11 protein-coding genes are annotated in these 15,935 nt (G+C 59.8%); 3 read left to right on the plus strand and 8 right to left on the minus strand.

Going from position 1 to position 15,935, the window contains the following annotated elements; translation table 11 throughout:
• Positions 1-2: 2 nt before the first annotated feature.
• Complete coding sequence (nrdD, locus tag AB5Y85_RS08400) at positions 3-2,120, minus strand: anaerobic ribonucleoside-triphosphate reductase (RefSeq protein ID WP_257687142.1); 2,118 nt, start codon at positions 2,118-2,120, stop codon at positions 3-5.
• A gap of 445 nt (positions 2,121-2,565) precedes the next feature.
• On the opposite strand from nrdD, the gene AB5Y85_RS08405 reads away from it, so the two are divergent.
• Positions 2,566-3,540 (plus strand): ABC transporter substrate-binding protein, encoded by a 975-nt coding sequence (locus AB5Y85_RS08405; RefSeq protein WP_047435754.1) that lies wholly within the window; start codon positions 2,566-2,568, stop codon positions 3,538-3,540.
• 82 nt (positions 3,541-3,622) lie between these two features.
• Here AB5Y85_RS08405 and ligA read toward each other — a convergent pair whose 3' ends face one another.
• The 3 genes from ligA to AB5Y85_RS08420 all read right to left on the minus strand — a co-directional run bounded on the left by ligA (position 3,623) and on the right by AB5Y85_RS08420 (position 10,288).
• Positions 3,623-5,629, minus strand: coding sequence for an NAD-dependent DNA ligase LigA (ligA, locus tag AB5Y85_RS08410; protein ID WP_257687143.1), 2,007 nt, complete (start codon positions 5,627-5,629; stop codon positions 3,623-3,625).
• 99 nt (positions 5,630-5,728) lie between these two features.
• Entirely contained in the window at positions 5,729-6,898 is a 1,170-nt protein-coding gene (zipA, locus tag AB5Y85_RS08415; protein WP_040066671.1) for a cell division protein ZipA, read from the minus strand.
• Positions 6,899-6,913: 15 nt separating this feature from the next.
• Positions 6,914-10,288, minus strand: a complete 3,375-nt coding sequence (locus AB5Y85_RS08420) for an AAA family ATPase (RefSeq protein ID WP_257687144.1) — start codon at positions 10,286-10,288, stop codon at positions 6,914-6,916.
• A gap of 213 nt (positions 10,289-10,501) precedes the next feature.
• On the opposite strand from AB5Y85_RS08420, the gene cysZ reads away from it, so the two are divergent.
• Entirely contained in the window at positions 10,502-11,266 is a 765-nt protein-coding gene (gene cysZ / locus AB5Y85_RS08425) for a sulfate transporter CysZ (protein WP_005338455.1), read from the plus strand.
• A gap of 146 nt (positions 11,267-11,412) precedes the next feature.
• Positions 11,413-12,027, plus strand: a complete 615-nt coding sequence (locus AB5Y85_RS08430) for a trimeric intracellular cation channel family protein (RefSeq protein ID WP_005338456.1) — start codon at positions 11,413-11,415, stop codon at positions 12,025-12,027.
• 85 nt (positions 12,028-12,112) lie between these two features.
• Here the strand turns inward: AB5Y85_RS08430 and AB5Y85_RS08435 are convergent, their stop codons facing one another.
• The 4 genes from AB5Y85_RS08435 to AB5Y85_RS08450 all read right to left on the minus strand — a co-directional run bounded on the left by AB5Y85_RS08435 (position 12,113) and on the right by AB5Y85_RS08450 (position 15,464).
• Complete coding sequence (locus AB5Y85_RS08435; RefSeq protein WP_139399564.1) at positions 12,113-12,364, minus strand: DUF3862 domain-containing protein; 252 nt, start codon at positions 12,362-12,364, stop codon at positions 12,113-12,115.
• Between the two features lie 47 nt (positions 12,365-12,411).
• Positions 12,412-12,957: a DUF882 domain-containing protein gene (locus AB5Y85_RS08440; RefSeq protein ID WP_257687152.1), complete on the minus strand. Its 546-nt coding sequence runs from the start codon at positions 12,955-12,957 to the stop codon at positions 12,412-12,414.
• A gap of 165 nt (positions 12,958-13,122) precedes the next feature.
• Positions 13,123-14,607 (minus strand): murein L,D-transpeptidase, encoded by a 1,485-nt coding sequence (locus AB5Y85_RS08445; protein ID WP_368221326.1) that lies wholly within the window; start codon positions 14,605-14,607, stop codon positions 13,123-13,125.
• A gap of 92 nt (positions 14,608-14,699) precedes the next feature.
• Positions 14,700-15,464, minus strand: a complete 765-nt coding sequence (locus tag AB5Y85_RS08450) for an ABC transporter substrate-binding protein (RefSeq protein ID WP_257687145.1) — start codon at positions 15,462-15,464, stop codon at positions 14,700-14,702.
• Positions 15,465-15,935 lie beyond the last annotated feature (471 nt).

Raw genomic sequence — 15,935 nt, forward strand, 5'->3', positions numbered from 1 at the left:
GCTTACATATGTTTGACGCGGCGCTTCACCTCTTCCTGCTTACCCGCATTGAAGGGGCGTGCATCCGGGCTGCCGAGGTAGCCGCAGACACGGCGGGTCACCGACACCTTGGCCGGGTCGTGGTTGCCGCAGCGCGGGCAGGTAAAGCCCTTGGAGGTGCACTCGAATTCGCCGGTAAAGCCGCAGTCGTAGCACTCGTCGATGGGGGTGTTGGTACCGTAGTAGGGCACCTTGTCATAGCTGTAGTCCCAGACGTTTTCGAGTGCTTCCAGATTGTGCTGGATGTTGGGGTACTCGCCGTAGCAGATAAAGCCACCGCTGGCGATGGGTGGATAGGGCGCCTCGAAGTCCAGCTTGTCGTAGGGGTTGACCTGCTTCTCCACATCGAGATGGAAGCTGTTGGTGTAGTAACCCTTGTCGGTCACGCCGGATACCACGCCAAACTCTTTGGCATCGATGCGGCAGAAACGGGTGCAGAGGTTCTCGCTCGGGGTGGAGTAGAGGCTGAAGCCGTAGCCAGTCTCCTCTTTCCACTCGTCGATGGCTGCCCTGAGACGGGCGATGATGGCGATGGCCTTCTGTTGCAGCTCGGCGCTGTCAAACAGGTGCACCTTGTCACCAAACAGGGCGTTGATGGTCTCGTGAACCCCGATATAACCGAGGGAAATGGAGGCACGACCGTTCTTGAAGATCTCGCTGACGTTGTCGTCCGCCTTCAGCCGCACGCCGCAAGCCCCTTCCATATAGAGGATCGGAGCAACCCGTGCTTTCACTCCGTCCAGACGGGTGATGCGGTACATCAGCGCCTTCTTGGCGACCCGCAGGGAGGCATCCAGACGATCCCAGAAGTCCGCTTCATCACGGGATTTCAGGGCTATGCGCGGCAGGTTGAGGCTCACGACACCCAGGTTGTTGCGACCTTCGTGGATCAGCTCGCCATTCTCCTCGTAGGCACCGAGGAAGGAGCGGCAACCCATGGGGGTCTTGAAGGAGCCGGTCACTTTCACGACCTGGTCGTAGTTGAGGATGTCCGGATACATCCGCTTGGAGGCACACTCCAGCGCCAGCTGCTTGATGTCGTAGTTGGGATCGCCTTGCTTGTGGTTGAGGCCATCCTTGATGGCGAACACCAGTTTCGGGAACACGGCGGTCTTCTTGTTCTTGCCAAGGCCAGCGATACGGTTGCTGAGGATGGCGCGCTGGATCATCCGCGACTCCCAGCTGTCCCCCAAGCCAAAGCCGAAGGTAACGAACGGGGTCTGACCGTTGGCGGTGTGCAAGGTGTTGACCTCGTACTCCAGCGACTGGAAGGCGTCGTAACACTCTTTCTCGGTGCGAGCCATGGCGTAGGCTTCTACGTCGGCAATGCCCCACTCTTCGGCCACTTCACGGTGTTTCTGCCAGCTAATGGTCACATAGGGAGCCAGCACTTCGTCGATGCGGTTGATGGTAGTGCCACCATAGATGTGGCTCGCCACCTGGGCGATGATCTGGGCGGTCACGGCCGTGGCGGTGCTGATGGATTTCGGAGTATCGATCTCCGCATTGCCCATCTTGAAGCCGTGAGTCAGCATCCCTTTCAGATCGATCAACATGCAGTTGAACATCGGGAAGAAAGGTGAGTAATCGAGATCGTGGAAGTGCAGATCACCGCTCTCATGAGCCTGAACCACATCACGGGGCAACATGTGGCTGGTGGCATAGTGCTTGGCGACGATACCGGCCAGCAGGTCGCGCTGGGTCGGGATCACCTTGGAGTCTTTGTTGGCGTTTTCGTTGAGCAGGGCGGCGTTGGTCTGCTCGACCAGACCGCGGATCTCCTGCGCCAGACGGCCGCGCGCCTCGCGAGCCTGATCCCTGTCGTGGCGATATTCGATATAGGCACGGGCGATGGCCTTGTCGTCGGAAGCCATCAGGTGGTTTTCGACCCGGTTCTGGATCTCGTGGATATCAACTTCACCACGCCCTTCCAGCTCCTGACTCACCGCATTGGCAATGCGGGAGGCGAGTGCCGGATTGGCCTGATTGACCGCTTCCGCCGCTCGGCTGACCGCATCGCGAATCAGCTGGGCATTGAATGGTGCGCGACATCCGTCACGTTTGATCACAACCGGTTTCATGGATTTTCCCCGTTAAAAGGCCAGGCATTTGCCTCTGGCTCACCCTTGTTGGGCCCCCCTCCCCGCATCTCGTCCTGGACGCAAATAAATTCAGCCGAGGCTTGACAAGCCTGGGCTGAAGATAGGAAGGGAACAGCTTATACACAGCTTAATAACACAACATATAGGTATTAAAAACGAATGCGTCCCTATATGTGGTGTCTATTAGGCACCAAAGCGAAGCCTCATTTCTTGATCCAGAACAGGTTTTTCAGCGAGCGGGACAGTTCACGACCAACCCAAAATAGCCCCATTCAAATCCAACCTCAGGCAGGGTGCGGGCTGGCGTCCGATCCACCCACCCGAAAAAAAATCGCCCCCCACCGCACCGGTTTCGAGATGACAGCGCCAACCAAAACCGCCCATACTGAACAAGAACTCTCTCCCCCTCGACAAGGGATAACCCATGCGCACCTCCCTGCTATTGCTACTGCTATCCACCCTCTCTCTGCCGCTCTGGGCCGCCAACATTCTGGTGATCAGCAGCTACCATCCCGAATACCTGTGGGACCAAAGCTACAACAAAGGGCTGCTAGATGGCTTGCAGGGGGAGCACAAGATCACTCACTTCTATATGGACACCAAACGCCATCCACGGGAGAAGTTCGACGAGATCGCCCAGCAAGCCATCGCCTTTTATCTGAAGAGCAAACCGGCTCTGGTGGTACTGGGGGATGACAACGCCATCAACTATCTGGCCAACGAGATCGCCTCGCTGGGCACCCCGGTGGTATTTCTCGGCATGAACGAGAATCCGCGCCTCAAAGGCTTTGTCGGCCACCCCAAGATCACCGGCGTGCTGGAGCGCCCCCTGCTCAAACGCAACATCAGCGAAATAAGTCAGATGATGGGGGGGCTCGACAAGGCACTGGTTCTGTTTGATTCCAGTAATGTGGCCCTCACCGCCATCGAGGATGAATTCAAGACCCAGACCGAGCTGCGGGTCGGCCAGACCCGGGTCAACAGCCAGCTGATGGGGGATTACAGCCTCTGGCAGGAGGCAGTGCTCAACGCCAAGAAGAACGGCTATCAGGCAATCTTCCTCGGCCTCTACCACACGCTGGTCGATGACAATGGCAAGCATGTTAGCGAAAAGACGGTGCTGGAGTGGACCAGCGCCAACACGCCGGTGCCGCTCTTCTGTTTCTGGGAATTTACCGTCGGCAAGGGGATGGCCATCGGCGGGCTGGTGCTGGACGGCCACGATCAGGGGATACAGGCAGCCAGCCTCATCAACACCATTCTGGCGGGCACCCTGCCCCGTACCATCTCCCCGCGCGCGGCCCTGCGCGGCGAATATGTCTTCAGCAAGAGCGAACTGGCCCGCTGGCAGCTCACCGTGCCCGACAAATGGCGCTACAAGATCCTCTGGCGTGAGTGACCGCCGAAACACAAAAAGAGAACCCGGCCATGCCGGGTTCTCTTTTATCGGGTGCTGCGGTTAGCAGGCTTGGTGAGGGCTATCAGCCCTGCAACGCCTGTTGCAGCTCCTCTTCGGTCCAGATGGTAATGCCGAGCTCCTGCGCCTTGGTCAGCTTGGAACCGGCCGCTTCCCCCGCGACCAGCACATCGGTCTTGGCAGATACCGAACCCGCCACCTTGGCCCCCAGCGCCTGCAATGCCGCCTTGGCGTCGTTGCGCGACAAGGTGGTCAGCGTACCGGTCAGCACGAAGGTCTTGCCGGCAAAGGGTTGCTCCGCGGCCTCTTTCTTCTCGATGGCCGGCCAGTGGATGCCGGCAGCCAGCAAGGCTTCCAGCACCTCCACGTTGTGGGGTTGACGCAGGAAGTAGTAGACATGTTTGGCCACCACATCGCCCACATCGGCCACTTCGAGCAGTTGCTCCACCGATGCAACGCGCAGGGCATCCAGGGTGAGGAAGTGGTTGGCAAGGTTAAGCGCGGTCGCCTCCCCCACTTCACGGATCCCCAGAGCAAACAGGAAGCGCGGCAAGGTGGTACTGCGCGCAGCATCGATGGCGGCTACCAGATTGAGGGCCGATTTTTGCCCCATCCGCTCAAGACCTGCCAGCTGGATGGCATTGAGGCTGAAGAGATCGGCGGGAGTCTTCACCAGCCCCTTGTCTACCAGCTGCTCGACAATCTTGTCGCCAAGGCCATCCACATCCATGGCACGACGGGCGGCGAAGTGCTTGATCGCCTCCTTGCGCTGCGCCTCGCAGAACAGGCCGCCGGAGCAGCGGGCAACCGCCTCTCCTTCCAGCCGCTCCACCGCAGAGCCACAGACCGGACACTCGGTCGGGAAGAGAATTTCGCGCGCATCAACAGGGCGCTGCGCCTCCACCACGGCGACGATCTGCGGGATCACATCCCCCGCCCGACGCACGATCACGGTATCGCCGATCATCACGCCGAGGCGATCAATCTCGTCAGCATTGTGCAGGGTGGCGTTGGAGACGGTGACGCCGCCGACAAACACTGGTTTAAGCTTGGCCACCGGGGTCACGGCGCCGGTGCGGCCGACCTGAAACTCGACGTTCTCAAGCAGAGTCATCTCCTCCTGCGCCGGGAACTTGTGGGCGGTCGCCCAGCGCGGGGCGCGGGCCACAAAACCGAGCTCCTCCTGCAGAGCGATGGCATCCACCTTGTAGACCACGCCGTCGATCTCGTAAGGAAGCTCGCCACGGCGGGCCAGAATGTCGTCATGGAACGCCTGACAACCGGCAGCCCCCTCTTTGAGCTTCACCTCGGGACTAAGCGGCAGCCCCCACTCCTTGAGCTGATTGAGGCGACCAAAGTGAGAGTCACCGAGCAGCTCGCCGCCAACACCGACACCGTAAGCGTAAAAGCTCAGGGGACGGCTGGCAGTGATGCGTGAATCGAGCTGACGCAGGCTGCCTGCTGCGGCGTTGCGCGGGTTGACGAACACCTTCTCGCCTGCGGCCAGCGCCTTGGCGTTCATCGCCTCGAAACCGGCCTTGGGCATAAAGACTTCGCCACGCACCTCCAGCCGCTCGGGCCAGCCAGTGCCCCGCAATGCGAGCGGAATGGCCTTGATGGTACGCACGTTCTCGGTGATCTCCTCACCGGTGGCGCCATCACCCCGGGTGGCCGCCTGCACCAGCTGACCATTTACATAGAGCAGGCTCACCGCCAAGCCGTCGAGCTTGGGCTCGCAGCAGAAGGTGAAACGCACGTCACGTTTGAGGCGATCGCTCATCCGTTGTTCGAACGCCTGCAACTCTTCGCTGCTAAAGACGTTGTCCAGACTGAGCATGGGGATCTCGTGACGCACCTGTTTGAAGGCGGTCAGCGGCTGACCGCCGACCCGCACGCTGGGTGACGCCGGTGTTTTCAGCTCGAGATGCTCGGCCTCCAGCGCAATCAGCTCGCGCATCAGGCGATCGTATTCGGCATCCGGCACTGTGGGGTTATCCAGCACATAGTACTGGTGACCATATTCGGTAAGCAGTTCACACAATTGACGGTGGCGGGAGAGGGTGTCGCTCATGAAAAAGTCTCGAAGTGTGATTGAACATACGGCCGGGGTAGAAACAAAAATGCGGTACCAGGGTACCGCACTTTTTCTTCACTCGACCCGCATGGCGTATTAGTCGCGACTGGCCTCGTAGGCAGCCAGCTCGTGACGGTAACGGGCAATGGTCTCGTCGCTCAGCGGGCTGCGATCCATATCTGTCAGCATGGCATCGAGATCGCTGGCTAGCTGATCGGCAGCCTGCAGCATGTCCTCGAAGGCAAACGCGGCATTGCTGCGCAGCGGCAGTTGCATGAACAGGGAGACACCCGGCGTGGTGAACTGCTCCATCCGGTACGGATTGAAGGTGCCTGGCTTGACCATGTTGATCATGGAGAAGAGCACTTCACCCTTACCGTTGGGATCTTCGTGACGGTGGAAAATATCCATCTCGCCAAACTTGAAGCCCAGCGCCATCAGGGATGAAAGCAGGGTCGCACCTTGCAAGTCGTGACCCGGACGGCCCATCAGGTTGATGACATAGACATCCTGCCAGATCTTCTCGACCGGCTGGGGCGCCATGCGCGGCTCTTCCACCACAGGTGCAGGCGCCACATAGGCTGGCTCTTCATAAACAGGCTCGGGAGCCACATGACGGGGCTGCGGCTGATATTCCGGCTCGGGAGCACGTACCGGTTCGGCACGAACGGTGTCGGCGGTACGTACTGTCTCTGCACGGGCACCAAAAGTCGGGGCGGTCGCGTAAGCGGGCTCGACCAGCGGCTCGTCGTCCAGCGACTGCATCATGGGCTCGCGCTGGGGACGGGAACGGTAGACCGGGGTACGACGATTGACCTGAGCAGGTTTGCGCACCGGCGCGGCGGGCGCCTCATCGATCTCCTCGGGCAGCGGTTCGTCGAACGCTTCTTCCTCTTCATAGACAGGAGGCGGTGGAACCGGGCGGGCAGCAGGCTTGCGCACTACGGGCGGCGGCAGATCGTCCTCGTCATCTTCATCATCAAAGGCGGGGACGGCAGGGCGACGACCAAGTTCCGGCTGGCGGCTCTCTTCACTGCGCAGCTTGGGCTCGGCACGACGGCCACCACTGACCACACGTACCTGGCCGATGCCATCGCTGTCGAAGGCGTCGTTATCACGATCCCGCGACTTGGAGTCCATCCGTCCAATCGGTTTCTCTTTGATCGGTGCCTGACGATTCTTTTTGTTGCTCCACAACCCGTGAATGAGCAATGCCGCAATAGCAATACCGCCCAGGGCAACCAAGATGTAACGCAATTCCTGCATTAGCTGCTTCTCTTTCTAGTTTTGCTCAGCCAAAGCGACGGCTTCACCGATATCGACCGACACAATGCGAGAAACCCCGGGCTCTTGCATCGTGACGCCAACCAGCTGCTCAGCCATCTCCATGGAGACCTTATTATGACTGATGTAAACGAACTGTACTGTGCTCGACATCTCTTTGACAAGAGAACAGAAGCGACCGACGTTCACTTCATCGAGCGGTGCATCCACCTCATCCAGCAGACAAAAAGGTGCTGGGTTGAGTCTGAAGATGGCAAAAACCAGCGCAAGCGCGGTTAACGCCTTCTCCCCCCCGGAAAGCAGGGCAATGGTAGCATTCTTCTTACCCGGAGGTCTCGCCATGATGCTCACTCCGGCCTCCAAAAGATCATCGGAGGTAAGCTCAAGCCAGGCACTGCCCCCACCGAACACTTTTGGAAACAGGGATTTTAAATCTTCGTTGACCTTATCGAAAGTGTCCCGGAACCGTATTTGTGTCTCTTTATCAATTCTTTTAATGGCTTGGCTCAAGGTTTCCAGCGCTTGCTCGAGATCCTGACACTGATTTTCAAGATAAGTTGCCCGGGTTTTCGCCTCTTCGTACTCCTCCAGCGCCGCCAGGTTGATGGCGCCGAGCGCCTCCACTTGCCCCTCCAGAGTCTGGATCTCCTGCCGCAGCTTGCTGCGATCAGCGGCGATCAGCACCGCCTGTTCGAGATCCACCAGTCGAATCCCCAGCTCTTCGAACTGCTCGTGCAGCCCCTGTCGACGGGTGAGGTTGCGTTCGCGCTCAAGGCGCAGGGTCGCCAGCTTCTCTTGCAGAGTCACCAGCTGCTTGTGATCGGCACTTCTGGCCTGCTCCAGCTCACCGAGCTGGCGCTCCAGCTCCGCAAGCCGTTGATGACAGGCGAGCTGCTGCGCCTCCAGATTGCGTTGCTCGGCCAGCAGGGGCGCCAGATCCGGCACCGCTTCGCGATCCGGCCCTTTCAGCCCGGCCAGCTCCAGCCCGAGCCTCGCCAACTCCTCTTCACCCAGGGTAATGAGTTGGCGCAGATTGCCCAGCTCCAGTTGCAAACGCTGGCAGGCCGCTTGCTGCTGCTCGCGGCGCACACGGGCCTCGTCAACCGCCCGCTCGCAGCGGGTCAGCTGATCCTGAGCGACCTGCAACCCTTGTGTCAGCGGCTCCCCCTGCTCCTGCAACTCGGCAAGGCGCGCCTCATCGAGTTCCAGTTGTTCACGGGCGCTGGCCAGCCGCTCTGCCTCTTCGGCCTGCTCCTGATCTAGCCGGATCAGCTCTTCACCGAGCTGACCGAGCCGCTGCAACCGCTCCTGCCGCTGACCCTGTTGCAGGCTCCAGGCTTCGCGCAGTTGTTGCCATTTCTGCTCTTGCTCGCGCAAGGTTCGCTGCGACAACTCCTGCGCACTGGCAATCTGGGCGCGCCGGGCATCGGCTGAGACAAGTTGCTCGCTCAGCTGTGCCAGCCCCTCGGCAACCCTCTCCTGCTCGGTATGCAACCGCTCACGCTCACCGAGCAGTGCCATAGTGCCGAGCGCCGCGCCCTGCCCCAGATCTGCCCAGTTTGGCCCCAGCCAGTCGCCAGCAGGAGTCAGTACCGACTCACCGGCCGCAAGGCTTGGCTGGCGGGCCAATGCGGCCTCCCGGCTCTCGACCAGCCAGATGGCATTGAGGAAGGCGGGAATATGCTCGCCGCCCAGTTGCGCCGCCAGCGTACCGGCAACCGCCGGTTGCGCCGGGCCAATCCAGAGCCCCTCTTGCGCCAGATTGCACTCGTCCGCCGGCGTTGCGGTGAGCCAGCGACCCAGCACTTTATCGAGTGCCTGTGCCCATTCGGGGGCAACCTGCAACCGGTCGGCCAGAGTCGCCCCCTCCATCTGTTCGCCGAGGATCTGATCCAGGGTCGCCAGCCGCGCCTCCAACTCCCGCTGCAGGCTCAACTGCTGGCCATGCTGCTGCTTGAGTTGTTCATGGGCGTCGACCGCCTGCGCCAGCTGCTCGGTCAGCTCGCCATTGGCAGCCCTCGTCAGCTCCAGCTCACCACTCAGGGCATCGAGGGTAGGTTGCAGATCGTCGGCCTCTGTACCGAGGGGGCCAGCGCGTTCATCTTCCAACTTGAGGCGGGCCAGCCGGGTCTTGGCTTGCAGCTCCTGCAGGCCACCCAACCGGGTGCGGGTCTGGTTGAGCTGCCCCTGCAACCCGGCCAACTGTTGCTGCCACTGCTGCTGGCGCAAGCGAGCCTGCTCCAGCTGCTCGCTGGCGTGCTGGCGGGCCTCCTGCTGCTCAGTGAGCAACTGCTCACACTGCTCCAGCCGGGCGCTCTCCTGCTCTGCGCGCAATACCCCTTCGGTCAGTTGATCCTGCTGGCAGGCAAGCTGCGCCTTGCGGGTGGCGATCCGCTCGCCGAGCGCCTCTGCACGGGCCTGCCAGTCGCGCCCCAGTTCACTCTGGTGCAGTTGCTGTTGCTCGAGACGGGCGATGGCCTGCCCGCCGAGAAAAATCTGTTGCTGACGGCTCGCCTGCTCGGCTTGCGCCTCTTGTCTGGCGACCGACAGGGTGACGTGGCGCCCCTCATCGGCGGTGCGCTTGGCATCGAGCGCCGCCAGCGCCTGCTCGGCCTGCGCCAGTTCGGTTTTAGCCTCGCCAAGGCGCGTCTCCAGCGCCCACAACTCGGAGCCGATCAGCTCGGCGCGAGCAGCGCGCGAACGACTCTTGAGCTGTTTGTAGCGCTCGGCCGTTTCGGCCTGGGCTTTGAGGTGGTCAAGGCGCGAACCCAGCTCGCTGCGAATATCGCCGAGGCGCTCCAGGTTCTCCTGTGTGTGGCGAATGCGCTGCTCGGTCTCGCGGCGCCGCTCCTTGTAGCGGGAGACCCCGGCGGCTTCTTCCATAAAGAGCTTGAGATCGGCCGGACGCGACTCCACCAGTCGGCTGACAGTGCCCTGCTCGATGATGGCGTAGCTACGGGGGCCAAGGCCGGTGCCGAGGAAGAGGTCGGTCACATCCTTGCGGCGGCACTTCTGGCCGTTGATCTGATAGTGGTTGGAGCCATCGCGCAGCACTTCGCGGCGCACCGAGATCTCGGTAAAGCGGCCGAACTCGCCGGGCACCCGGTTGTGGGGATTGTCGAACACCAGCTCGACCGAGGCGCGCCCGTGCGCACTGCGATTGATAGAGCCGTTGAAGATGACATCGGTCATGTTCTCACCGCGCAGATGGCGAGCGGAACTCTCCCCCAACACCCAGCGCACCGCGTCGATGACGTTGGATTTGCCACAGCCATTGGGGCCCACCACGGCTGTCATGTCTGCCGACAGTTCGATGCGGGTCGGCTCGACGAACGACTTGAAGCCGGCGAGTTTGATCAGTTTCAGACGCATGGCGACCTGTATCAGTGGCTAAATAAAGAGGAGGCGGGCAGGTGACTTTACCAAATCCAGACCCGGCTTTGTTTGTAATATGCAGGCATCATCCCCATTCATGCCCGATTTTTGGTCGCCACGGCACGAAATAAGGAATAGTCGGCGACTTTACCAAATCAAAGGCTTGTTTGTAATATGCTGGCAGTTCTCCCATGCATAGATGGAGCTCACATGAGCCAATCACCCCATATGGTCAAAGATTCAATCAGCGGTGCAGACTATTTCCTGCGCGGGTTTTCCCTTATTCGCCAACCGGGCATCCGCACCTTTGTGCTGATCCCCCTGCTGGTCAACTTCGTGCTGTTTGCCGGGGCCTTCTATGCCCTGCTGCTGCAACTGGACGGCCTGTTCGCCTGGCTCCATCAGCAGATCCCCGCCTGGCTAGACTGGCTGGACTATCTGCTGTGGCCCATCGCCCTCATCACCATACTGGTGGTCTTCTCCTTTATCTTCAGCTCGGTTGCCAACTGGGTAGCCGCCCCCTTCAACGGCCTGCTGGCGGAGAAGGTGGAGCAGATCCTCACCGGCCAGCCCGCCAATGACAGCGGCATGCTGGATATTGTCAAGGATGTGCCACGCACCTTCGGCCGCGAATGGACCAAGCTGAAGTATTACCTGCCCAAGGCCATCGGCTGCCTGATCCTGTTTCTGATCCCGGTGGTGGGCCAGACCCTGGCGCCTGTGCTCTGGTTTCTGTTCAGCGCCTGGATGATGGCGATCCAGTATGTGGATTATCCGTTCGACAACCACAAGATCGACTTCATCACCATGCGCGACGCCTTGAAGCAGCGCCGCGGCAAGTGCCTCAGCTTTGGCGCTCTGGTGACCCTCTTCTCCGCCATTCCGGTGGTGAACCTCTTTGTGATGCCGGTCGCCATCTGTGGCGCCACCGCCATGTGGGTCGATCACTACCGGCAGGAGCAGTTGGGGCGCTAACCCTTGAACATTGATTAGAAAAAGGCACCCGAAACGGTGCCTTTTTCGTATTTAGCATGAATTAAATTAATGCATGCATTCGATAGCTTGTCCCATATGACACGAGTTGGTAGGATTCTGGCCTTTCTCGTTCCCTGGGATATCTCATGTTACATGCACTCTTCTTGGTGGGCTTGGTGGCCGAAGGGATGACCGGCGCGCTGGCTGCGGGTCGGCGACGGATGGATCTGTTTGGTGTGGTGATCATCGCCTCGGCGACGGCCATCGGTGGTGGCACCATCCGCGATGTGCTGCTGGGCCACTATCCGCTGCTCTGGATTGAGCATCCGGAATACGTGCTACTGGTTGCCGCAGCCGCGATGGCAGGTGTGGTCTCCGCCCCCCTGATGCGCTATCTCGGCAAGCTGTTCATGGCCCTTGATGCCCTGGGACTGGTGGTCTTCTCCATCTTCGGTGCGGCCCGGGCGCTGGATATGGGCCACGGCGCCGGTATTGCCTGCATCATGGCGGTGGTGACCGGGGTCTTTGGCGGTGTGCTGCGGGATCTGCTCTGTCAGCGAATTCCGCTGGTGTTTCGTCGCGAGCTCTATGCAGCTATTTCACTGATCACCGCAGCGCTTTACTGTCTGGCGCTGGATCAGGGCTTGCCCACCAACTGGGCCGCGTTCGGTTCCATCGGGATCGGCTTTGTACTGCGGCTGCTGGCGGTACGCTTCAAGTGGGGTCTGCCCACCTTCAACTACCAGTACGCGACCCACTGAGTACGCCAGCTTCTGGCGAGGCGGGTTGGATTGCGAGCAACAAAAAAGCGCCCGAGCGGCGCTTTTTTCATGGACGGTCTGCGACTCAGTTAATCCCTTCCGAGCTGAAGAAGGTCGCCTTGTCGGCGATAAAGCGTATCTTGATGTTCTTCCCTTCCCCGCCCCAGAGGCAGCTGGTGGTGCCCAGCGCATCATCACAACGCTCCGCCTTGCCCAGAATGGTGCTGGCCTCGGCGTAACTCATCCCCATCTTCAACTGGTCGTAATTTTCACGGTTGAGCTTGCTGCAACCGGTCAACAACAGGGCGATCAGGCCGCAAATCACTATCTTTTTCATCGCTATCTCCTCTCTGGTGGGAAGAGCTTGGCAGTTTGCCAACCCCTTTACCAGCTGCGCACCGGGCCGGTATCGAGGTGAACGAAGTTATCACGAGGATAGTAACCAACCCCACCCACCTTGAGCTGGAGCGCCGCCTTGCGCAGATGGGCCAGCTGTACGCCGGGGATCCGCACATCCACCGCCTGCCCCAAGGTGTGGTAGCTGTGCTTGGCCACGCCGCGGCTCTTGTGGCGCTTCTGACGATTGGTCGCCGGGGCGCGATAGCCGGAGATCAGCTGAATTTCAGTGCGCCGACCCAGCTTGTGCTGCAACAGAAACAGCTGATCAAACAACTTCTTGTCGATGTTGAACACTTCGTTGCGCCGGTAATCGCGGAAGATGTGGTTGAGCTCGGCCAACCCGTCGCTCAGATAGTGGCCGTTCTCCCAATAGCTGGCGCGCACCCGCTCGCCGGTATTGAGATTGAAGAAACTGAGTTCACGCCCGGTGGTACTGCGGCTGGCCAGTGCAGGGAAGGAGATCAGCGAGCTGCCCAGCAGGCAACCGGCTCCCAGCAACAGGCGACGTCGACTTATCTCTTGTTCCAGCATAAGGGGTTCGTCCATCGCAGATTCAAGCGAAAAATAGTTGAATAAGATCACTGATTGAATGTGATACAGGCGCTTGAAACTACCCTCCGGCGGGGGGACCTGTCAAACCTCAATCGCCCATAGAAAAGCCCGGCACAGGCCGGGCTTTTCACTCTGTGGCAGGGATCACAGCAGGCGGCTCTGGAAGCTGACCCGATCAAATCCGTAGATGTCGTTGCGCAGTTGCTGGCGACCATTTTCGTCGATCCAGCTGCTCCAGTAGACGGTAAAGACCGGGATAGGCGTGGTGAGCGGCAACCATTTGGTCTGGCTCTCCTTGAGGATATTGGCCACCTTGTCCGGCTGATAGCGGGAATCTGCCAGCAACAGTTCGGCCAGATCGTCCGCATGTTCCACCCGGATGCAGCCCGAACTGAAGGCGCGCGCCCCCTGCTCGAACAGCGCCTTGCGCGGGGTGGAGTGCAGATAGATGGCGTCATTGTTGGGCAGGTAGAACTTGTAGCGCCCCAGGGCATTGTGATCCCCCGGCTTTTGCCGCAGGCGATAGGGGAAACCGGCGGCCAGCGCCTGATGCCACCCCTCTTCGGTGAACTGGACCGGATTGCCCTCGCTGTCGATCACCTCGAACTGCTCGCGACTCAGGTACGCGGGATCGCGACCCAGCTTGGGCAGGATGTCCTTGCTCAGGATCGAGCGCGGCACATGCCAGGAGGGGTTGAGCACGATGGAGCGAATTTCGCTGGCCAAAATGGGAGTGGCCCGCTGCTCCTTGCCGACGATGACCCGGCTGGTAAACACCTCGTTGCCGGACTCCACCACGCTCAGACGGTAGTCGGGAATATTGACCAGCACGTAGCGACCACCAGCGAGTTGATCCACCAGATCGCGACGCCACAGGTTACGCAGCAGCAGGCTGGCGCGCACTTGAGGGCCGGTATTGAGCCAGGAGCGGGTCTGACGGCCGATGATGCCGTCCGCGGTGAGACCGTGACGACGCTGGAACTGTTTGATGGCCTGCTCGGTATCACCATCGTAAATCTGATCACCATGGCTCGGGGCGCTGTCGCCCAGCTCGTTGAGCATGGCGCGGATTTGGCCGAGCTCGGCGGAGCTCTCTCCGGCACGCAGGGTCGGCATATCGAGGGTTGGCCACTTGCTGGCCATCGGCATTGCCAGCAGTTTGTGCACCTTGGCCCGCACCGCCTCGTATTCCGCCACCTGAGGGCGCAGGAATTTCACCTGGGTGAGTAGGTCATCATCGCTGGGTTGGGTCACTACAGGGCGGTTCAAATCGAGCTTGAGGGTCTTCATCTGCTCACGAGAGACCAGATCCATCCCCCGCCAGGCGTGCTGGAAACGACTGAGCTTGGTAAAAATGTCGTCATAGATGGCACCACGCTTGTCTGCAGGTGTGGCCTGCAGGCGCTTCCACAGCGTGAAAAAATCGGGGTGCAGCTGGGCAAGCACAGCCTCTTGCAACTGCTGCTCCAGCTCGACACGGGCCTGTTCGGCCTGACTGCCCTGATACCAGTCGTGTCCGGTTTCACTGGCCGCCACCACAACTTGTGCTTCGGTCGCATGTACCGCGCCAGCGGGCAAACATCCCAGCCACACCAGATTGGCAAGGGCCAGCCAATACTTCATCCCCATGGGTACCTCAAAACGGTTTGTTCACTCTGTCAGGCCTGACAAGCAGACCCGATGCTCAGGCCGCTCATGATGCGTGAACGGCCAATACTTTGCTAGCGCCCGGGGGCATAACGCTGCCAGATAATGTCATACGCATCTGTCTCCTTGAACCGCGCCAACGCCTGATTAAATTGTTGCAAGAACTGCGGCGAAAAGCTGCGCTTGCCCAACATAAAGAAGCTCGGCGATTCAGATACCACCATGGGGTGGCTGGTGAACAGACCGCTCATCCCCTCCTTGTTAAGGGCGCTGGGGGTAGCCAGCATGTCACCGAGGAAACCGTCGATCCGCCCGCGGGCCAGCTTCTCAAAATTTTGCTGGTCGCTCACCGCACTCACCTGTTTGGCATAGCGAGCGAGCAGCGACATCACTTCATCGCCATAGAAGTACTCTTTGGTGACGCCGAGGGAGTAACCACTGGCCAGCCAGCTCGCCAGATCCTGCTCGGGATAGTGGCTGCCCTTGGGGATCCACAGCAAGGTGCGACCCGGATTGTAGGAGTCGGAAAACCAGGCATAACTGGCGCGCTCATCATTGATATTCGCCTCCATCGCCATGTCTATCTCGCCATGCTCCATCTCGTGCAGTACCCGCTTCCAGGGCAGCTCCACATAGTGGACCTTGCAGTGCATGGAAGTGAGCACAGCCGTCAGCACCTCGGCGGCATAACCGCGCACCTCTTGCGGTGAGTCGGCTTCGTAATAATGGTAGGGGGGCCAGTTATCGTAACCGACCTGAATGGGCTCGGGGCACAGGGCCCTGGCCAATGCCATTGGCGCCCATAATCCAAGCAACAGACAGCAAGAGAGCCACTTCATATGTCATCCTTGACGAATAGGTGAGTCATCATAAATCGCCCCCTGCAAAATGGCGATAGAGGCCAGATGACTATCGCATCCGCTAGAAAATGACGCAGCGAAGTACTGCTATTTGCCAAATGACCTGCCGGAGCACCATTGACAACCTGCGCCCTGCCAGACCTGTTTAGCCGGGATACAGCAACGTTTGGAACAGGGGTAAAAAGGGGTTAATATGTGACCAAATTTTTTTTTGTGATCCACTATGCTTTTTTTGCAATTGGATTAGCATATGCGCGACATCGGCCTACCCATTCTGTCAGGCATAGAGAGTGATATGACGTACAAAAAGTTCGGTTTTTTGACTGCCATTCTGGCGTTAAGCGGTTTTTATCTTTACACCCTCTATCTGGCTGCTCACCCCAATGTGAGCCTGGCCTACAAACTCTATTATCTGGAAGGCAAGACCCGCTTCTGGGAACACAACTCCAG

The organism is Aeromonas sp. R3-1, from assembly GCF_040908345.1.
Lineage (GTDB): Bacteria > Pseudomonadota > Gammaproteobacteria > Enterobacterales > Aeromonadaceae > Aeromonas > Aeromonas veronii.